The 19,683-nt window shown below is 44.9% G+C and carries 17 protein-coding genes; 5 read left to right on the top strand and 12 right to left on the bottom strand.

Features of this window, described 5'->3' with window-relative positions; genetic code table 11:
* Positions 1-151 precede the first annotated feature (151 nt).
* Positions 152-1,933: a cellulose-binding protein gene (locus tag QUB37_RS00655; RefSeq protein ID WP_333158113.1), complete on the top strand. Its 1,782-nt coding sequence runs from the start codon at positions 152-154 to the stop codon at positions 1,931-1,933.
* 23 nt (positions 1,934-1,956) lie between these two features.
* On the opposite strand, the gene QUB37_RS00650 is transcribed toward QUB37_RS00655, so the two are convergent.
* From QUB37_RS00650 to msrA, 4 genes are all read right to left on the bottom strand, one after another.
* Complete coding sequence (locus tag QUB37_RS00650; RefSeq protein WP_333158111.1) at positions 1,957-2,538, bottom strand: DUF948 domain-containing protein; 582 nt, start codon at positions 2,536-2,538, stop codon at positions 1,957-1,959.
* A 37-nt stretch (positions 2,539-2,575) separates the two neighbouring features.
* On the bottom strand, positions 2,576-2,917 hold the full coding sequence (locus QUB37_RS00645; protein ID WP_190663664.1) for a YtxH domain-containing protein: 342 nt from the start codon (positions 2,915-2,917) through the stop codon (positions 2,576-2,578).
* A gap of 121 nt (positions 2,918-3,038) precedes the next feature.
* Complete coding sequence (locus QUB37_RS00640; protein ID WP_333158109.1) at positions 3,039-3,344, bottom strand: hypothetical protein; 306 nt, start codon at positions 3,342-3,344, stop codon at positions 3,039-3,041.
* 137 nt (positions 3,345-3,481) lie between these two features.
* Positions 3,482-4,135, bottom strand: coding sequence for a peptide-methionine (S)-S-oxide reductase MsrA (gene msrA / locus QUB37_RS00635; protein WP_333158107.1), 654 nt, complete (start codon positions 4,133-4,135; stop codon positions 3,482-3,484).
* A gap of 317 nt (positions 4,136-4,452) precedes the next feature.
* Here msrA and QUB37_RS00630 point away from each other — a divergent pair, with 317 nt between their 5' ends.
* Positions 4,453-4,590: a hypothetical protein gene (locus QUB37_RS00630; protein WP_333158105.1), complete on the top strand. Its 138-nt coding sequence runs from the start codon at positions 4,453-4,455 to the stop codon at positions 4,588-4,590.
* A 268-nt stretch (positions 4,591-4,858) separates the two neighbouring features.
* On the opposite strand, the gene QUB37_RS00625 is transcribed toward QUB37_RS00630, so the two are convergent.
* Positions 4,859-5,773: a DUF6999 family protein gene (locus QUB37_RS00625; protein ID WP_333158103.1), complete on the bottom strand. Its 915-nt coding sequence runs from the start codon at positions 5,771-5,773 to the stop codon at positions 4,859-4,861.
* Positions 5,773-7,641 carry a 3-oxoacyl-[acyl-carrier-protein] synthase III C-terminal domain-containing protein gene (locus tag QUB37_RS00620; RefSeq protein WP_333158101.1) on the bottom strand — a complete coding sequence of 623 codons (1,869 nt, stop codon included), beginning with the start codon at positions 7,639-7,641 and terminating at the stop codon, positions 5,773-5,775. Before QUB37_RS00620 ends, QUB37_RS00625 begins: the two co-directional genes overlap by 1 nt.
* Before the next feature lie 246 nt (positions 7,642-7,887).
* Between QUB37_RS00620 and QUB37_RS00615 the strand changes: the two genes are divergently transcribed.
* Positions 7,888-8,904, top strand: coding sequence for a hypothetical protein (locus tag QUB37_RS00615; RefSeq protein WP_333158099.1), 1,017 nt, complete (start codon positions 7,888-7,890; stop codon positions 8,902-8,904).
* Positions 8,905-9,379: 475 nt separating this feature from the next.
* Here the strand turns inward: QUB37_RS00615 and serS are convergent, their stop codons facing one another.
* The 5 genes from serS to QUB37_RS00590 form a co-directional block, all read right to left on the bottom strand.
* Positions 9,380-10,660, bottom strand: a complete 1,281-nt coding sequence (gene serS / locus QUB37_RS00610) for a serine--tRNA ligase (RefSeq protein WP_333158097.1) — start codon at positions 10,658-10,660, stop codon at positions 9,380-9,382.
* Positions 10,661-11,035: 375 nt separating this feature from the next.
* Positions 11,036-12,670 carry an iron uptake porin gene (locus QUB37_RS00605; protein ID WP_333158095.1) on the bottom strand — a complete coding sequence of 545 codons (1,635 nt, stop codon included), beginning with the start codon at positions 12,668-12,670 and terminating at the stop codon, positions 11,036-11,038.
* A 48-nt stretch (positions 12,671-12,718) separates the two neighbouring features.
* Complete coding sequence (locus QUB37_RS00600; protein ID WP_333158093.1) at positions 12,719-13,723, bottom strand: ABC transporter permease subunit; 1,005 nt, start codon at positions 13,721-13,723, stop codon at positions 12,719-12,721.
* Positions 13,720-15,264 (bottom strand): sugar ABC transporter ATP-binding protein, encoded by a 1,545-nt coding sequence (locus tag QUB37_RS00595; protein WP_333158091.1) that lies wholly within the window; start codon positions 15,262-15,264, stop codon positions 13,720-13,722. Before QUB37_RS00595 ends, QUB37_RS00600 begins: the two co-directional genes overlap by 4 nt.
* A 175-nt stretch (positions 15,265-15,439) precedes the next feature.
* Complete coding sequence (locus QUB37_RS00590; RefSeq protein ID WP_333158089.1) at positions 15,440-16,486, bottom strand: ABC transporter substrate-binding protein; 1,047 nt, start codon at positions 16,484-16,486, stop codon at positions 15,440-15,442.
* 762 nt (positions 16,487-17,248) lie between these two features.
* Between QUB37_RS00590 and QUB37_RS00585 the strand changes: the two genes are divergently transcribed.
* Together QUB37_RS00585 and QUB37_RS00580 are read left to right on the top strand one after the other, a co-directional pair.
* Positions 17,249-18,427 (top strand): glycosyltransferase family 4 protein, encoded by a 1,179-nt coding sequence (locus QUB37_RS00585; RefSeq protein ID WP_333158086.1) that lies wholly within the window; start codon positions 17,249-17,251, stop codon positions 18,425-18,427.
* 118 nt (positions 18,428-18,545) lie between these two features.
* Positions 18,546-18,926: a hypothetical protein gene (locus tag QUB37_RS00580; protein WP_333158084.1), complete on the top strand. Its 381-nt coding sequence runs from the start codon at positions 18,546-18,548 to the stop codon at positions 18,924-18,926.
* Positions 18,927-19,156: 230 nt separating this feature from the next.
* On the opposite strand, the gene QUB37_RS00575 is transcribed toward QUB37_RS00580, so the two are convergent.
* Complete coding sequence (locus QUB37_RS00575) at positions 19,157-19,405, bottom strand: chlororespiratory reduction protein 7 (protein ID WP_333158082.1); 249 nt, start codon at positions 19,403-19,405, stop codon at positions 19,157-19,159.
* Between the last annotated feature and the right edge of the window lie 278 nt (positions 19,406-19,683).

Raw genomic sequence — 19,683 nt, 5'->3', positions numbered from 1 at the left:
CAGAAAGGGATCTCGCCCCTCCACAGAGAGGCAAAAATGTTAATAATCTTATAGCTGATAGTTTGAGAAAAAACTTTTTGATAAAATATCAAAATTAAAACTGACCACACCCGCTTCGATTTTACCTAAAACAATCAAATTAGTCAAATTTATGTCTCGATTAAGTATCAGATCGAACAAAAAAGCTCTGGGCTTTGTGCTGGGTTTATTAATTTTTGTCATTTTCATTCCCGGATGTTGGGCTTTAACAAATAATATTGCTCCCACACCAGTACGGCAAGTAAATAACACAGTAGCTGTGCGGGCAGATGTACAAAATACATCAAATTCTCGCTCTTCTTTAGGAGTTGGGCTTAATGGTATTGCTGACTGGTCAACACAATTACCCTTTTTAGATGCTTTCAAATCTTCTAGACAATGGATAACTCAATGCGTTAGCGGACAAGCAAACTGTAAAGGTGAATGGGATACAGAGGAGTATAATCTTTTAAATCTTGATGAAAATGGGTGGGTTAAGTCTCTCCCATCTCCCGAAGAGGCTCCTAAATATACTAGGGTAAGTACGCTATTACTTAGGGAAATCCCCAATCGCTATCCTTCAGGGCAATATATTGTTACTTATGAGGGTGAAGGTGCGATCGAATATAGCTTTGATGCCAAAAAAGATGAGGCTGCGTCGAAACCAGGGAGGGATATCATTAATGTCGATGCCACACAAGGCGGAGGCATAATGATTATAATTACTGCTACCGATCCCAAGAAAACAGGGAACTATATCCGCAATATTAAAGTTGTTCACTCCCAAGATGAACAGCTTTTTCAAAGTGGTGAAATATTTAATCCGCTGTTTATAGACAAGATTAAAAAATTTAGAGTCTTGCGTTTTATGGACTGGATGGGGACAAATGGTTCTGAACAAAAAGAATGGTCAAACCGACCTAAACCAGAGAGTATATCCTATGCTTACAGAGGAAATGTTCCCATAGAAGTTATGGTGAATTTATCTAACAAAGTCCAAGCAGAACCCTGGTTTAATATGCCACATCAGGCTACGGATGAATATTTGACTAACTTTGCTAAAATGGTCAAAGATAGTTTAGATCCCAAGCTGAAAGTTAATGTAGAGTATTCTAATGAGGTTTGGAATTGGTCATTTCCACAAGCGCATTATGCTTTGAAACAAGGTAAAGCGAGGTGGGGGGATAAAGGCGATGCTTTTATGCAATGGCACGGAATGCGTAGTGCTCAAATGTGCGATATCTGGAAAGGCGTTTTTGGGGATCAAAAGAATCGAGTTGTCTGCGTGTTAGGAACTCAAAGAGCTTGGAGAGAGTTAGAAACTTATTCTTTAGAGTGTTCCTATTGGGTGGCTGAGGGCAATAAACCTTGTTATCAACACGGTATTGATGCCCTAGCAATAGCTGGATATTTTAGCGGAAACTTGGGCGGGAAAGAAAATGTCAGCACAGTAGAGTCTTGGTTGAATGACGCAGATGGCGGGTTTGGCAAAGCTTTTAAGCAATTAAGAGAGGGCGGGTTACTTCCTGGCTTCAAAGATAGTTTGCCCGATGTGGATAATGACTTTAAGTATTTCTTAGATGTGGCTCAAAAAAAAGGTCTCAAGTTATTTGTTTACGAGGGCGGTCAACATATTGTAGGTATTGAAGGAGTGGAGAATAACGAAAAACTGACCAAGTTTTTTATGGAATTAAATAGGCGTCCAGAAATGTATGATATCTACACCCAATTACTGAATAGTTGGAAACAAGCTGGAGGCAGTCTTTTCATGCACTTTGTGGACGTGAGTAAATTTACTAAGTGGGGAAGTTGGGGGGCTTTGGAATATGTGGAACAAAAGGGTTCGCCTAAGTATGATGCCTTGATGGATTTTATTGATAAGAATCCTTGCTGGTGGGATGGGTGTGCTGTTTAGGGATGATGGGGAATTGGGTGCAATCAAGAATCGTTCGATCGCACTTCCTCAAAATCTTCCGCATCCCCCGGCGAACCCGAACCCTCACTACCCCTCAACCGTGGCGATTCCCCATTACTCGCACCCGCACCGTAAAGCCCAGAATACCTATCCTCCAAACCCGAATCCCTCAGCGAAATCGCACTTCTTTGACTCGGCGACAATCTCTCTGTCGATCGCCGATTTGTCCCAGAAATCGGTGGCTTGCGAGTTAAAGTTTTCCAAGCAGCCTTAATCCCAGTCACCACGCTGCGAGTAGTTACCTGCACGTTTTGCGCCTGCTTTTTAGCGCTACCAATACTTCGATCAACCTGTTTAACAACCTCGCCCGCACTTTGTACTCCCTCGCTGACATCATCCGTCAACTCGCTAATTTCCAGCCCCGTCAACCGAATCGCCTCCAAAGTGGGCGGAAATTCGCGAGAAAGCGTGTCAGCGAGCTTTTCCACGCTGCGGGCCGCCCGCGCCAGCGCTTGCACCGCAGGTATTAAAGTCACTAAAACAGCAGTCAGGCTAACTGCCACTAGCAAAATCGAAAGTCCTAGCCAAAATATGGGATCACTCACTTGAATCTGGGATGGGGGGTTGAGAATTTCATGCCATTTAGCGGATAGGAGGCCGCGACGGGGGACTCACTTCAGCTTCAGCTTCCGACAGGGTTTGGCGTTCCCGCTGAGTCGCTTCCAAACCTGCCGCGATCGCCTCTTTGAGTCTAATCAAAGTTTCGTCCCAATTTCGGATTGCAGTTTCAGAAAGTCTATCGGCCTGCAACTGCACGCTAGTCGATAAATCCTCCGCCAACTCCGGCAAAGCATCGGCCGATTTTTTCAATATCTGCCGCGTCTCCTTGCCCGGTCGCGGTGCCATCAGCAAGCCAGTCACGGCCCCGATCGCAGAACCCACAAGCAAACCGCCAATAAATAATCCTGAACGTTTAGTTGACATTTTTATAACTTCTCTCCATACACCAATTTTAGGGGCGTTTGCCCGATCGCAGCCCTTTACAAAGGTAGAAATATTGTTGAAAATCCTAGGGAGTCAGCACGGGCGGCAATTTTAGGATAGCTTACCTGAAAGGTCGATCGCGCCTGGACCAAAGCATCCGTCCCAAACCCAGCAATCCCAAAAGTTGCTGAACCTGTTGCAGTTGCAACTCTAGTTGTTGATAACGTAGTCGCAGTTGGTGGGTACCTTGCTGCCTTTTACCAAGGAAATCCGGCGACATAGTGAGGACATTGCTGCTACAGCGTTCGATTGCTGCGATCCGAAGTTCCAAACGTGCGATCGTCCGCCTGATTTTCCACACCTTCGCAGCTATATAAAAGCAAACCAGAGATATTAGTAAATTGATAATTACAACAGCAGTCAGCATTTATTACCTGTTTTAAAACTACTAACATATTCGGCTTTTTATGGCGGGCTAGAATCCCGCCCCACCAGATATTTTGTAGGGACACAACAATGTTTGGTTATGATCTATGTGTCCCTATCCATAAGGCACGTAAAGTCTTAAGCCTGAGACATAGCAGGCAAACAAACCTTAGTACCGCCCAAACCGCAATAACCGTTCGGCTCTTTAGCAAGATACTGCTGATGATAGCTTTCTGCGTAATAAAACTCAGGAGCATCAATAATTTCAGTGGTAATCTTGCCGTAACCTGCGCCAGCCAAAGCCTGCTGGTAAGCATCTCGCGAAGCTTCAGCTAGCTGCTTTTGGCTGGCTGAATATGTGTAAATTCCCGATCGATACTGAGTACCCGAATCATTGCCCTGACGCATTCCTTGAGTAGGATTGTGACTTTCCCAAAAAACTTTGAGCAGCGTTTCGTAACTAATTACTTTGGGATCGAACACAACCAGAACTACTTCATTATGTCCCGTCATCCCGCTGCAAACTTCGTTGTAAGTAGGATTCGGAGTAATCCCGGCTGCGTAGCCAACAGCCGTCGAAAAAACTCCATTTTGCTGCCAAAATTTGCGTTCTGCTCCCCAAAAACAGCCCAGGCCAAACAACGCAGTCTCCATGCCGTTTGGAAAGGGAGGTTTGAGCGGATTGCCGTTAACAAAGTGAGTTGCCGGTACCGACATCGACTCTGCCCGTCCCGGTAATGCCTCTTGGGGAGAGGGCAGGCTCGACTTTTTGCCAAATCCAAATAGCACCATAAGTTTGTGAGGGGATCTCTGATAAACGTCTTTACCTTACTTAATAATATCAGATGTATACTGAAAATAGTGGCCCTCTTAAAGGTAGAAGGTAAAAACCAGAAGGCAGATTTTTTTTACGGAAGGTTTTTGGTGATACTGCTCACTGCCAACGCAGTTTTAAATCACATCATGCAGTGTTCTATGTCACCAAAATATACCTAAAATATCACCTATTGTTCAGGTATAAATCACGCGGATTTGAGGCAAAATAGCCGATTATTAAAGGTATGGTGTTGTAGTAGTTATTCAATACCATTTATTGGGAGTGTGTAGAAATGGCCGCTAAACCTTGCAGTCAACCTTTAAAATCTAATCCGTTTATTACTTATCGCGACCCACTTACAGGCAAGTGGATTGTGGTAAATCAGACTTTGCCCAAAGCAGCAGAACAAGTACAGCTAGCAGCAGCTTGAGTTCTCATATTAATTTTACCTGAAAAATCAACTATAATTTCAGATTGCGTAGGGGCGGGTTTTACCAACCATCTATGCCTAAAACCAACAATCTCGTAAACCCGCCCCGCTCAACGGTCAATTGGAATATACATTTTTTTATTATATCAAAGAAAGGGTTGATGTAGATTATTAGTTGTATGGGGCGGGTTTAGGTAGATTGTTTGCTGTTATTAAATATTATTGGTAAAACCCGCCCCTACGGTATTTAGGGTTATTTAATCGGAGTTTAGTTCATCTCTTTTTGCAGTTCCAAATACCGATAGAGATATTCCGAAATTATCCCGTGCAAAAACAAGTCGCGTGCCGCATTAAATGGACTGTTGGGCGCTAGCGGATGGCGATTAACAATTACATGATTCCAGTCGCAATTTCCGGTAATCTCGCTGACGTATACTCCGAAGTTTTCATCTAACTGAAGCGACATCACTGCTCGCGCAAATTCGTCGCTAGTCAAACACAGAGAATAAAAGACTTTAAACAATTCGATCGCCGATTCTAAATCCAGAATGTTTAGCCATCTGCGTTTTTCAAAATCTATAGCAACTTCTACTGGTTGAATGCTATCATAATTTATTCCCCGTTTTTTGACGACTTCCAACCAGTTACGATTTGTCAGCATTGCCTGGTTGTAATCCCAGACAAAGTTATAGAGAATTAAGTCGTGTTCGAGAAACGCATTTTCAGCTAAATCGCTAACAGTGCGCGGATAAAGCTTTGACTTTTCTATCTGGGTGTCGGGGCCGTTGTCTATCAAGAAGTTGATAATGTTGGATCCGATGCAGATGTGTCGGACAATTAAATAACAAGCTTCTGGCGAGACAAAGTTATTTAGGAAAAATGCAGCCGATTTGTGCATTAAAGTGTAAGCGCGAAATTGAAATGGCAACAGGCGCTTTGTTGTCATAATTACCGCCAGCAACAAGTTAGCAATTACTTTGATGGGAATGAGTAAATAATTGCGAGTCCAGTTTCGCAAATCCCGCATCATGTAGGCTTTTGCGACTAAATCGACGGGAATAGCTCGATCGCAAAACAGCACATCCCAAACATTCGGATCTCGGCGGTTGTAGGGTTTGGTAGCGTAAGGGATTTTTTGCTCATCTGGGAGATTTTCGGTATCTTGTTTTTGCAGCTTTTGCATTAGCGAATTTCCTCCAATTGCAGCAAATATAAACGAGCAGTAACGCGAGCGGTTTTGACAATGCGGCGGGCAATATCATCTGTCATCCATTCGGCATTAATCAAATTTTCCAGCTTGGCTAAATGCGACTCGTCATTAGATCCGTGATACGCTAAAAACGATACTTGTTCATCTTGCAAACCGAGAGTTTCTTGAATTTGTTTTGCCCACTTTCCCGCCAACCGATTGCCCAATCCTTCGATAATAAACATACTGCCAATTAAATCAACCGGATTTTCCCGCGATGCTTGGTGGAAGATAAAAGCTGATAGTGCTTCGCTGCCAATATTCTTATCATATTCCACAATTTTTGCCAATTCACCGCCCACAGAAACATAATTTTGTTCTAGCATTTGATAGTCGCGGTGTTCGTCTTGGGCATGGCCGATAAAAGTCGAGCGCAGGCGAAAGTCAATCATGTTAGAAGCAGCGCGAGCAATCCAGCGAGCTCCCTCTACAACTTGCGGCCGGAGATTGCACAGCAAAGCTTGATAATCTTCTATTGTAAACTCTCCTCGGTACAATTTGCGGACAATGGGAACGGAACGAATTTCGCGATCGAACTTCAGCCAAATCCACGCTAACTCCCGCAACAAATAAGCTTGCGGAGAGTTGGGGTGTGCAGGTTTCACACTTTCGAGAGGCGAAGATTCGGGAACTTCATGAAAGTTAGAAATTTGAGAACTCATAGGCTTATGGGTATTTTCCACAGCAGTTAACATCATATATGCCGTGGTAAAGCGCCCGCTTTCCGGGACAAAACAAAAGATTTTCTGTCCTGGCTGCAACTTGCCAGAATTGAACAATTCCTCTAACATTAAATAAATCGAGGCGCAACCTGTATTTCCGCGTGTGTATAAGTTGGTAAACCATTTTTCTTGAGGAATCATGCAGCCTGCTTGTTCCAGAAGTTCTACAATTTGCCCCCGGAAAAAGTGAGACGAATAGTGGCACAGCAGCCAGTCGATTTCCTGCGGACAAACTCTCCCGGCTTTAATCAACCGCAGCCAACCTTCAACGCCTAATTTCATTACATTGTCCAGCAAGCGAATATTTTGCCGCAAGTCAAAAGCTCCCGCTGTGGCTGCATCGAGGTAAGAGGAATAATCCAACCAGCTTTTAGTCGATGTTTCGTTGGCTAATCCTGAATACATACAAACAGGATAAGCATTGGCGTGAGAAACGAGTTCAATCCATTCTATTTTTAAACTAATTCCTGTCGCGCTGGGATGGTTTTGGAGCAACAATGCTCCCGCACCGTCGGAGAGCATCCAGCGCAGAAATTCTGTATCGAAAGGCAGGGGTTTGCCCGCTTGCACGGAAGTTTTTACTTCAAATTTAGTGTTTTTGAACAGGCGCGAGGGAAATTCGGAAGCAACGGCAATGGCGGTTTGTTTCTTGCCGAGTTCGATTTGAGAGGCGGCGTAATTTAAAGCACTAACTCCGGCACAGCAAACTCCTTGAGTTGAAACTATTTCTAGGGGAGATAATTCGGAAAGTTCCCCGTGTACTGTGCTGGCAAATCCCGGTACTAATAAATCTGGTAAAGTGGTAGCGCAGGCCAATAAGTCGATCGCCCCTGGTTCCAGATTTGACTGGGCGATCGCGTCGCGCACGGCAAACGCTGCCATTTTGCTGTTAGAATATAGTGTTTGCTGCTGTTTGTCGATCGCGTAGTAGCGCTGTTGAATCCCGTTGCTGTTGAGAATTCGCTGCCTGACTCTCGAAGGGCGCGAGGCAATTTTGCCGAGATACTCTTCCATCTCATCATTATTAATTGGTTCTCCCGGCAAAAATTTTCCCATCCGATTGATATAAGCACTGTACATGGCGTAAACCTCTAAAGTTGCTAATTTACTCGGGTGCGTTGGTTTGTTAAATCAAGCCCAAAAATATCTAAAATTGATAGTGCTTTGTGAAGCAGTGAACTTGCAAGGAGCAAGCAGCTATCTTGTAGAGTCGCCGGAAATTAGGCAAGTTGAGCAACAGCGGCAACAAGTAACCTGAAGTAGGGTGAAGTTTATGGTAATTGAGCCAATATGTAACTAGAGTTCCTTCGCTGCTTCTCGACTGAAATGGATATTGCAAAACTAGATACTTGGTATTCTCCTTCTCAACGCCGCACGGCTGTTTCGCTGTTGATGAAACGAGTAGGCGTAACCCGCACTAGGGCTGAATGCTTTATCAGGCTTTGGGTTTACTTATCGGTGAAACAGCTTCAGGAAAGCCAGCCCCGTCTCAAACCACCGCTGGCGAAACTGGAAGTGCCAGCAACAGAAGTGCAGTGTACTCACCGGGAAGCCGCCGAACTATTTTACTGCGATTCCGATCGCGGGAGCGATCGCGCCGCCGGAATGATGTTAGATAAATTAGCAGCACTCGGATTAATCGCAAAACACTTTGATGGTAACGCTACGGCAATTCAAATTCAACCAGTTTCAGAAATTTTAGATGCCGCCGAACCTCAAAAGCCTGTACAACTCCACTTAGATGATTTCAACCCTCGGTGCGACGCAATTATCGTTGCCAATTTATTAGCCACCAATTACAACTGGATGAACCGCAACACTAACACCGTCCCCCACAAAATTGCTAAAATTCTCCGGCTTTTGACCGATCAATACTCAAAGGGAATGCGAGTTTTGCGTCGCTCAGATAATCTCAACCCAGTCGGGTTTTACTTACTTTATCCAACAGCTAGCGAATCAGAAGTCAATTTTTTTAATGCTCCTAGCAAAAGCCTTCATTTAAGTTCTATTTCCGATATCGATCCTTTCAAGATGGCGCTACCAGGAGATATAAATTGCCAGTCAGTATTTGTCCGCAGTTGGATAATCGAGCCAGAGTATTTGTCAGAATACCGCATTGCTTTTCTCGAAGACACACAAAAAGTTTTAGGCGAAATGCAAACAGATTTTCCCAATCTTTGCGACTTGTACACGCTGATGATTCACCCTATGTACGAAAAACTGTGCCTCGCTTTGGGATTTCAGAAGACTAGCAGCGATAGTCAGTTATCTGTTTATTGGATGTATCTAGCATTGGATAGATTTTTAGCATTAAATATCAAAGAAGCGTTGCTCAAACTGTAAGTAGAAGGAAGAAGGAAGTTCGGCAACGGATTCGCTCGACGGATGTAACGGATGCCAGGAAGAAGGAAGAAGGAAGAAGGAAGAAGGAAGAAGTCGATAAAAAATAGAACACCTAGATCCCCGACTTCGCCGAAGTTGTCGGGTATCTAACAGCATTCGGGTTTTACGTTATTTTTTAGTCCCCTTCTGCTGGGACGAAAGTTTGTATAGGAGCGATTTCAATCGCGGAGTAATATCAAATCTGGTAGCATCGTCTGGCGTCAAATCCAGCCTCCATTTAACCACGAAAGGTCAAGCGGAATTTCTCTAATTCATCTGCGTTAATCTGTGTTTATCTGCCCTCATCTGCGGTTAAAAAAAGAGAATTTCTGAACCGCAGATGACAAGAAGGGATTCACGCTGATTCATGCAGAGGTCTAGAATAGAGATAGGAATAATTCCGATACTAACCGATTTGATATAACTACAAACTTGTTTATAAAACTTCCCGTCCCAAATAGGGTTGTAAGGCTTCCGGCACTTTTACAGTTCCGTCTGGCTGCTGGTAATTCTCCAAAATTGCCGCCATTGTGCGGCCCACAGCTAAACCCGAACCGTTCAGCGCGTGAACGAATTGAGTGCCTTTTTTACCCGCTTCTTTAAAGCGAATATTTGCCCGCCGCGCCTGAAAATCTGCGACGTTGGAACAACTGGAAATCTCGCGGTATTTGCCCGCAGATGGCAGCCAAACCTCTAAATCGTAGGTTTTGGCGGCCGCGAAACCCAAGTCACCGGTACATAGTGCGATCGCCCGATAAGGCAATTTCAGCGCCTGCAAAACTCCCTCAGCATCCTGCACTAACTTTTCGTGCTCTGCTTCGGAGGTACTCGGATGCACGAGTTTCACCAATTCTACTTTATTAAATTGGTGCAATCGAATTAATCCCCTCGTATCTTTGCCGTAACTGCCAGCTTCGCGCCGAAAACAAGGAGTGTAAGAACAGTGATAAATTGGCAACTGTTCTGCTGTCAAAATTTCACCTCTGTACAAATTGACCACGGGAACTTCGGAAGTAGGAATCAGCCACAAATCATCTTGGTCGCACTTGAAACTTTCTTCCGCAAATTTGGGTAATTGACCCGTAGCAGTCAGGGATTCAGTGTTAACTAAAAATGGGGGAATTACTTCTACATAACCTGCTTTTGTGTGGCGATCCAGCATGAATTGAATAATCGCTCTTTCCAGCGCTGCACCGGCTCCTATTAAGCTCACAAAGCGGGGCTGAGCGATCTTTACGGCCCGTTCAAAGTTGAGAATTCCTAATTTTTCTCCGATTTCCCAGTGCGGTAAAATATCGGGATTTTGGGGAATGTATTCGTCTCCCCAGCGCCGGATTTCGACGTTTTCCTCTTCATTTTTGCCGATCGGCGTTGACGGATTCGGCAAGTTTGGCAGCGGCAGCAATAAAGCTTCTATTTGAGCTTTTAGGTCTTTTTCCTGTGCTTGCAGTTCGTTCGACTCGGTGCCGACAGCGTTGCCTTCTGCCTGCAGTTCCTGAATTTCGGGAGATTCGAGGGGTAAACCCGATTTTCTTTTTTGACCGATGAGTTTGGCAATTTCGTTGCTGCGGGCTTGTAGTTGCGATCGCTTGCCTTCCAACTCCCGCTGCTGTTTGTCTAATTGCAAAATCGGCTCGATTTCATAGTTACCTCCGCGCAGGTTGAGGCTTTCTTGCACGGCTTGCGGGTTTTCTCGGATTAATTTGAGGTCTAGCACAGATTTATTCTAAATCTTAAATTTTAGATCGGCTGGGACAGAACGAGATGATATAGAAGCTTTGTTAATCAGTGGCATATTAAATCATAACTTATTCTGACCTAAATTCCTCGTTGGGTGTCACCCATGAAGGGTGACACCCCACAAATGTATGTTATAGTTGCAAATATTAGTAGATGCACCCTGATAATTTTCTACCCCAGCCAGCGATGGTAGGGGTTTTTTGTTGTGTGGCATAGAATTGAAGCCCTGGATGCACTATCAGTCTAAAAAACCCAGTTTCTCGCGATTATCGTCTCAAATGAGGCAATTACGTCAAGAAACCGGGTTTTTGCGTCCAAGACTAGGTTAGTAAGCCCTAAAATATCTTTCTGGTTAAAAGTTAAAGCCCGTGCGAAGCAACCAAACCCATTGAGTGTCGTTGCGGCTGTCATTCTCAGGATTAACAACGACCCAAGCAGCAGGGGTGATAGAAATGTTGTCGTTGACCTGAAAGCGATAGAAGGCTTCAATGTGATAGGAAGTATCTCGCTCGCGGCGCACATTACTGCTCGTCACGCGACCTGGTAAACCCACTAAAATCCCCGGTAGGTTGCCTTCACCTCCCACATCTGGGAAACTGATCCCGATCGCTGCATACACAATATCGGCGCGATCGTCACCGTCAACATTTAGCAAAACCACGCCACCTCTACCATCAGAAACGGTGCTAACACCAGAATTTTCTGCATTGGCGCGAGTATAAACGCCCCAACCGTGAACTTGCAACCGGGGAGCAAGGCGGTAAAATCCTTGTACGCCTACAGAATCGCTGGATGTAGCAATATTGTCCCCAAACGGTCGCGCAGCCAGAAAACTGCCCGTACCGCCTGTGAGGTCGGCTTTACCGCTTGGTGCAAAGGTACGAGAATAGGCTACGCCAATGGCTCCGCGATCGCCCCGGTAGGCAAGCTGAACCAGAGCATTGTAGGAACCGTTGAATAAACCGTTACTTTGCTGCGAGAGATTTGGATTTCCGGCTACATAGCCCACAGTCAGGGTGAGGTTTTTGACGATCGTCCAGTTGACAGCAGCACCGCCACCTCCCCGGCGGTAGAGGGGATTGTATTGTCCGAACTTCGAGGGAATTCCCTCACTATCGCTGGCGATCGTTGGAGGAGTCAGCAAATCCGTAATATCGGGATACCCGACACCTGTGGGGCCGACGGTCAGCGCCAGATTAGAGGTCAGCGGGGTGACATACAATACGTGAGGGACGGTGATTGTGTTATCGACATTTCCATCAAAGTTCAAGGCCGTCATATTTGTACCCGTCTCATCGGCAATCCTCCTGCCCAAGTTGCCGAATTCCAAACGGGTTCTCAGCATATCGCGACCAGTGAAGCTGGTTTCAAAATTTAATCGCCCCCGGTTGGCAACAATAGTGTTGGTGCGATCGCGCGAATCCCCAACACTGTTGCCGGAGGTATCTGTTACCACCACGATAATTTCCGCATTCAGCTTCGTCGTAGTCGAGAACTGATTCGCTTCTAGTTCGGCTGTGCGTGCATCGAGAGCATCGACTCGACCCCGCAACACTGATAATTCAGTTGCAAATTCTTCTTGCAGTTTTTGGACGATCGCTAAATCTTCCCCAGTAATCAGGTTGGTTGTTCCTGCGGCAATTAGTTCGCTGACTCGATCGAGACAGCTATTCAATCCTGCGGCAAATTCGTACCGCGTCAGCGCCCGGTTTCCTCTGTAAGTGCCGTCAGGATAACCGACAATGCAGCCGTAGCGTTCTACTAGAGATTGCAGCGCCTGAAACGCCCAGTCAGTGGGTTTTACATCCGAGAGTTGAGAGACAGAATTCACCTGCGCTAAGGGGTCTTCTGCCAAGGTATTTAACGGTTCAGGAGCAACTAATCTATCAATTGGAACTGCAAAACTTGGGGATGATGTTAGTAGAAATACACCAGGTGTTCCCAGTATAAAAGCAGTAATCAGGTGAGGAAAATGCTGAATGTGCATAGGACAAAGCTCCTCATAAGGAACCGATTGACCGAATTAGCAATACCTTTACGCTGCGCTTGGACCGGTGCGAAGTTTGTCAATCGTCACTGCGATAATTATCACCAGACCTTTAACAACTAACTGCCAGAAGAAAGACACATTCATGAGAGTTAGTCCATTGTTGAGCAGGGCAATAATTAAAGCCCCCAGCAAAGTACCCCAAATAGTGCCAATTCCACCTGTAAAACTCGTTCCTCCCAAAATTACAGCAGCGATCGCATCTAATTCGTAGCCTTGCCCCAACATCCCCGTCGCACTGTAGAGGCGCGACGCGCTCATTATTCCACCTAAACCAGACAGCAAGCCACTGACGCCATAGACAAATAACAGCACCCGACTCACCTTAATACCTGTCAACCGTGCTGCCCGAATGTTGCCTCCCACGGCGTAAATATGCCTCCCAAGAACAGTCCGCCGCAAAACAAACCAACTCGCTAAAACTGCTAGGAAAGCGATAATAACCAACCAGGGAATTGGGCCGACATAATTGTTGCCTACCCAAGCAAAATTCAGATTTCTATTGATAACGGTAGTGCCGTTAGCTACTAAATAAGCAACTCCCCGCAAAGCTGTGTAAGAACCGAGGGTTACGATGAACGGAGGCAAACCTAAATAGGCAACTAGGGAGCCGTTAAGCAATCCCAAAAAGACTCCGGCTATTAACGCAGCCGGTACGGCAAACCAACCCAGACCTGGAACTAAGGAAACCAGCACGCCGACAACTGCCGTCACGCCCAAAATTGACCCCACTGAAAGGTCAATTCCGCCCGTCAAAATCACAAAAGTCATGCCGGTAGCTAGGACAATATTGATCGATGCTTGCCGAATGACATTAATCAAATTTCCTAATGAAAGAAAGTTGGGGGTTACCAGGGAAAAAATTATACAGATAGCAAGCAAAATCGGTAGGATGCCAGCAACTTGGATAAAATTTCTCCAAGCTTGAGTTTTACTTGTTTTCTGCCGATCGCTCCCTGAACTTCTGCTGGTTTTTGTTTGCGTTTGACTCATGATTTTACTACCTCTTTTGCACCAGTGGCATAAGCCATAATGTTTTCTTGCGTAATCTTTTCCCCAGTCGAGCCACCTACTTCACCGACGAGGCTTCCCGATCGCATTACTAAGACGCGATCGCTCATTCCCACAATTTCAGGCAGTTCGCTGGAAATCATCAAAATAGCTACACCTTTGGCTGCCAAATCGCTAATAATTCGATAAATTTCGCTTTTTGCGCCAATGTCCACACCTCGCGTCGGTTCATCTAGCAAAAGTACCTTTGGGTTGATAGCTAACCAACGGGCTAGCAGCAACTTCTGCTGATTCCCCCCAGAAAGATCCATTGCCCTGATGCTCGGACTTGCAAGGCGAATCTGCAAATTATTAATAGCATCATTGACAATTTTCAACAGAAAATTTGAGTTAATAATGCCAGCTTTTGCTTCTCGATCGAGGACATTCATGGTGATATTTTCACCCGAACTTGCCTCTAAAAATAGTCCGAGAGCCTTGCGGTCTTCGGGCACGTAAGCAATTCCGGCAGCCATTGCTTCATTGGGCGTCGAGACATTGAGAGGACGATTTTCGAGTTTGATTTCACCGCTTGTTTTTCGATCTGCACCAAAAATCAGGCGGGCAAGTTCTGTTCTGCCAGCGCCAACTAAACCCGCTAAACCCAAAATTTCGCCCGCATGAAGTTGAAAACTGGCAGGCTTTACTTTGTGGCCGTCGCTTAAATTTGTTACCTCAAGAACAACTTCACCCGGTGTTATTTGATGCTTGTTTTCGTACAAATCCTGTAAAGAACGACCCACCATCATTTCCACCAAGCGTTCGGCAGAAATTTCGTGCTTTTCCAGAGAGCCAATATACCCGCCATCTCGGATGACGCTGACGCGATCGGCAAGGGCATAAATTTCTGCCATCCGGTGGCTGATATAAATAATAGCAATCCCCTCATTCCGCAAGCGGCGAACCACTTCAAAAAGTTTATCTGTTTCGCGGTCTGAAAGCGCGGCGGTCGGCTCGTCCATCACTAAAATTCGGCTTTTATCTTTGAGCGCCCTAGCTATTTCCACTTGCTGCTGTTCGGCAATTGAAAGTGTCGAAACCAGGTCTCCAGCCTCAAAACTTGCATCGAGGTTTTTTAATACCTCAGCGGCCCTACGTCGCATTTCATCTTGGTCTAGAAATGTACCTCCTTTCTTCAGCTCGCTGCCCATAAAAATGTTTTCAGCAACTGTTAGATTGGGGGCGAGATTGAGTTCTTGATAAATAATCGCTATCCCTAAATTTCTGGCTTGACCGGGGTCTGTCATCTTAACAGGTTGACCGTCAATTTTGATTTCGCCTGCATCGGCTATGTAGGCTCCCGCCAGAATTTTCATCAGCGTACTTTTACCCGCGCCGTTTTCCCCCATCAGGGCGTGGACTTCGCCCGGGTAAACGGTGATATTTACATCGTGCAAGGCTATAAAACCGTTAAAGGTTTTTGTAATACCTTGCATTTCGAGGACGGGCTTAGTTTTAATTGAATCTTGAGTGCTATTTACCATCGCAAGTACCGTAATTTTATGCGAATTACAAGTCTAGGTCTGCTGCATCAATTTGTGAAATTAATTGCAGGTATATCTGTAGGTACGCATTGCCAACTTTTACTCCTGACAATAGCCGAATGACTACTAAAAAGAAGTAATTTCGCAAACAACTCAATTTCCAGCGAGTCCTGATTTATTCACTTGTCCAGCCTTTATGTTGATTGACGTTTTCGCGAGTAATCAGCGTGACTGGAATCAGAATGTTTGGATTGGCTGGCTTGTTTCCTTTGAGAATGTTGTTCCCGACTTCAACGGCTTTGGCTGCCATGCGAAATGGATCTTGAGCTGCTGTAGCCACAAAGAGACTGTTGTTCTGCTTGAGCGCATCTAAAGCTTCAGGTGCACCATCAACTCCCACAATGAAAAACTCGCTCCTTTGTGCTTGTTTGGCTGCTAATTCTGCACCAATGGCGCTGGGGTCATTAATTGCAAAAACAGCATCAATTTTTGGGAAGGAAGTAAGCAAATCGCTCATCACTCTCAATCCGCCATCGCGGCTGCCTTCAGCGTTCTGATCTTTGGAAAGAACTTTGAGATCTGGATATTTGGAGAAGACACTCTGGCACCCCTGAACTCGCTCGACCACTGAAGCGACGGGAGGCCCGTTGATAATCACAACGCTGCCTTTTCCTTTCAAGCGATCGGCTATATATTGACAGCTTACTTCGCCAGCTTGCACGTTATTTGAAGTAACTGTGGCATCAACGCCTCCCTCGGCGGCGGTATCAACTGCAATTATCGGAATTCCGGCTTGCTTGGCTTTTTCGACAGCGGGGGCAATGCCTTTTGTGTCAGCAGCATTGAGTACAATCATGCTGACATTAGAGGCAATAAAGTTTTCGATTTGATTAAATTGCTGATTTAAATCGTCGCCGCTGGAAACGAGAGTTGTCCTCACGTTTGGACCGCCGATTTTCTTGGCTGCGGCCTCAGCGCCCTTGCCAACTTGTACGAAGAAGGGGTTGCCGAGGTCGCGGACTGCTACAGCAACTGATGAAAGTTCGGAGTTGCTTTTTTGCGTGCTGTTTTGAGCGTTCTGGGAAGCTGCGGTGCAACTTGCCAGAGTGCTGCTGAGTAGACTAAAAAGACTGAGTGCGATCGTTACTCGTTTCACCTCAAACTCCAATGAATGCTCGTTTGGAGAGAGTCGCTCGTAAATATGACGTTGCCAACCTAACATTAGCTTTTATTAGGTTTAAGCTCGAATACCTAATGTTTTAGGTGAGCGGCTTTTCTTTGTACATGATTGTACGAGATAGTGTTTATTTTATTCTCGTAAAACTTTCTCGATCGGCTCGCCAGACTACTTTTGTTAACCGAAAAGATATGAATATTTAAACTATCTCCTCGATGCCAAAATAATCAACGATATTAATTTTTTTTAATGCTTTATGAGCATTATTTTCTCAATGCGTGACAAATTTTTAGGAGAATATTTTCAACAAAATCTTTCAGAAATTGCTTTTAAAACCTGGTCGAGTCATATTAAATTTAACTCTCTATGTTGCTGATGATAACAATTAAATAGGCGCTCTATATCTATCTGTGGATATACAATACTTTTGCCAAAGACTAAAAATGCGACATCCTCGATCGGCACCGTTCTGCTAATCCTCAGTCTGCTCGGACACGCCGCGCCAACTTAATAAATCTTAAATTTTGCTTGGGGTAGGATATTGTAAAAAATCATTAAGTTTACAGTCAATTACGGTAGAGTATAGTAAACTGCAAAAAAAGTATCGCACTCACCGATGCAGCTAATTAAAAAGCCCTAGTAAAAAAGCCGATCGTCGCTCAAAACCAACGGTGAGAGTAGGCAAGTCAAATATTTGCCTGTAAAACCTGCAATTACAGTGATCGTGACATGGTTTAAAAGCTCTGGATAATGGCGATCGCCCTTTTTGGCCAAGTCACTATACTGCAATAATTGTCTGCGCTGTCAATGGGTAAATCTGAGATGCGATCGACAAATTACCTATTCTGTTTCCTAGAAATATTTGCCAGCGAAGGCGGCATTCAATCCTACGTTAAAGACATTATCAAAGCTTACGTGTCAATAACCGGAAACACGAACTCGCCGCCGCAAGCTGAAGTTTTGTTGTTGCGAGATTCCGAAGACTGCAACAATCCTTACGAGTCAAAAAATCTGAAATTTTATTACCTCAAAACCGAGAATCCCGGCTTGGGTCGTCTTAAGTTTGCTACACTATTACTAACTCGCTTGCTGCAAAAACGACCGCTGCGGGTTTTTTGCGGCCACATCAAACTCGCACCGCTAATTCAAATTTTGTGCCAACCCTTGGGAATTCCCTATACAATTTTAACTTACGGCAAGGAAGTGTGGGAACCGCTTCCGCCTAAATATCAAACAGCAATGAGTCAAGCTGATAGTATTTGGACTATTAGCAGGTACACGCGCGATTCCCTACGGGATAGCTTCGCTTCACGCACTTGCGAAATTAACCAATTAAATCCCGAAAAATTCAAAATAGTGCCTTGTACGGTAGATGAAAATATATTTACGACTGGGCCCAAGCCACAGGATTTATTAGAGCAGTACAATCTGGTTGGTGATAAAATATTGATGACTGTAGCCAGATTGCGATCGACGGATATTTACAAAGGCGTCGATGTCACAATCCAAGCTTTGCCGCAAATAGCCAAAACTTTTCCGAATGTGAAATACTTAGTTATTGGCAGAGGAGACGATCGATCGAGATTAGCCAAACTCGCTGATGATTTGGGAGTTACCGAAAGAGTAATATTTGCGGGTTTTGTAGCGACAGAAAATTTAGCAGCACATTACCAGTTGGCCGATGCTTATGTAATGCCCTCCCAGGAAGGGTTCGGTATAGTTTATTTGGAAGCGCTGGCTTGCGGATTACCCGTGCTGGCGGGGGACGCGGACGGGTCAGCCGATCCGCTGCAAGATGGTAAACTGGGATGGCGAGTTCCTCACCGAGATTCGGCAGCAGTAGCGGTTGCTTGTGTGGAAATGCTGCGAGGGGAGGATAAAAGGTGCGATCGCCATTGGTTGAGGGAACAAACCCTCGCAAGATTTAGTTTTGAATCCCTTTGTCAATCCTTGCAAGGAATTTTTCAACCCTCTCACTCTGATTAACTTATAACGTAGAGAGCGGTTTCTCCGTGTATGATGGGAAAATTAACTCGAACAACTGCGTGATTTTCTGAGTAGGATAGAGTTATGCCTACGTGCAAAGACACCCAAGGAGACCACCGTGAACCAAGGCACACCCAAAATATCTTTCAAGCTACCCCGTATTAGCAATTGGTTGATACTGCTGGGCATCGCGTATTTGTTGGTGTCTATTGGTTTGGGTTGGATAGTTAAATCAGTGTTGATTTTAGTAGCTTTTTTGTTGCTGACGCCTGTGGTCGCATTTTTCGCGCTTCAGTGGTGGCTGAAACGCAATTTAATTGAGGACAGTTGTCCAGTTTGCCAATACGAATTTACAGCTTTAAATCAAACTCAGTTTCAGTGTGCCAACTGCGGCGAACCTCTGAAAATAGAGGAAGGTCATTTTAGTCGCTTGACACCGCCCGGTACGATCGATGTTACCGCAGTAGAAGTATCATCGGTTCAACAGTTAGAAGATTAACAATTGGGAATTGGGAATTGGGGATGGGGCATAGGGCATAGGGCATGAGTTAGTTGTTGGTTATTATTTGTTTGTTGTTATTTGTTATTTGTTACTTGTTGGTTCTAATAACCAATTCTCCATGCCCGATGCCCGATGCCCAAAATTACTTTTTGTTACTTGTTGGTTCTAATAACCAATTCCCCAGGCCCGATGCCCCATGCGCGATGCGCGATGCCCGATGCCCAAAATTACTTTTCTAGACGCACTGCATACCACTGCAAATATTTTCCTTGCCCGACATCTAATTCACAATAAGTATCAATTAAATACTTAGCTTGAGCTTCCACGCCAGATATTTTATGCACATCCTGCGGCAAATCTTCATGTTCCTCGGCTAACACGGCTTTCAGCTTTTCTAACAGTTCCGCCGCCGTCAAAAACTGCTCTGACTGGTTTGTTTCTAACACCACAAAGGTGTCTTCGTCATACAGTGACATAGTTTCAAAGGTTGAGGTTAATTATTTCTAAAGTTTCGTACACTTAAGCGAACCAAAGTATAAACTCTTAATTACAATTTTTCAGCCCCGGCTCGATCGTGTTACAATTGAACAACATCAGAATTCCTAGCGGATTACCGTTATTAACTTACTTGTTAACTTACTTGTTAACCGAGTTGTCAACAGATCCGACACAGCATTTCTGAGGAGATTTGTCAAGTACAAATTTGTCAAGTGTCAAATTGTCAAGAAATATTCGATCGGCTGTATCTAATTAT

This window comes from Microcoleus sp. AT3-A2 (assembly GCF_036705685.1).
In the GTDB taxonomy this organism is placed as follows: domain Bacteria; phylum Cyanobacteriota; class Cyanobacteriia; order Cyanobacteriales; family Microcoleaceae; genus Microcoleus.
The sequence above is the reverse complement of the archived record's forward strand: the minus strand, read 5'-3'. Positions and strand labels throughout refer to the sequence as shown.

Coding starts and splice junctions, on each gene's coding strand:
- QUB37_RS00655 (WP_333158113.1), top strand. CDS start 152: ATGTCTCGATTAAGTATCAGATCGAACAAAAAAGCTCTGGGCTTTGTG.
- QUB37_RS00645 (WP_190663664.1), bottom strand. CDS start 2,917: ATGTCAACTAAACGTTCAGGATTATTTATTGGCGGTTTGCTTGTGGGT.
- QUB37_RS00640 (WP_333158109.1), bottom strand. CDS start 3,344: ATGCTGACTGCTGTTGTAATTATCAATTTACTAATATCTCTGGTTTGC.
- msrA (WP_333158107.1), bottom strand. CDS start 4,135: ATGGTGCTATTTGGATTTGGCAAAAAGTCGAGCCTGCCCTCTCCCCAA.
- QUB37_RS00630 (WP_333158105.1), top strand. CDS start 4,453: ATGGCCGCTAAACCTTGCAGTCAACCTTTAAAATCTAATCCGTTTATT.
- QUB37_RS00625 (WP_333158103.1), bottom strand. CDS start 5,773: ATGCAAAAGCTGCAAAAACAAGATACCGAAAATCTCCCAGATGAGCAA.
- QUB37_RS00620 (WP_333158101.1), bottom strand. CDS start 7,641: ATGTACAGTGCTTATATCAATCGGATGGGAAAATTTTTGCCGGGAGAA.
- QUB37_RS00615 (WP_333158099.1), top strand. CDS start 7,888: ATGGATATTGCAAAACTAGATACTTGGTATTCTCCTTCTCAACGCCGC.
- QUB37_RS00605 (WP_333158095.1), bottom strand. CDS start 12,670: ATGCACATTCAGCATTTTCCTCACCTGATTACTGCTTTTATACTGGGA.
- QUB37_RS00600 (WP_333158093.1), bottom strand. CDS start 13,723: ATGAGTCAAACGCAAACAAAAACCAGCAGAAGTTCAGGGAGCGATCGG.
- QUB37_RS00595 (WP_333158091.1), bottom strand. CDS start 15,264: ATGGTAAATAGCACTCAAGATTCAATTAAAACTAAGCCCGTCCTCGAA.
- QUB37_RS00590 (WP_333158089.1), bottom strand. CDS start 16,486: ATGTTAGGTTGGCAACGTCATATTTACGAGCGACTCTCTCCAAACGAG.
- QUB37_RS00585 (WP_333158086.1), top strand. CDS start 17,249: ATGGGTAAATCTGAGATGCGATCGACAAATTACCTATTCTGTTTCCTA.
- QUB37_RS00575 (WP_333158082.1), bottom strand. CDS start 19,405: ATGTCACTGTATGACGAAGACACCTTTGTGGTGTTAGAAACAAACCAG.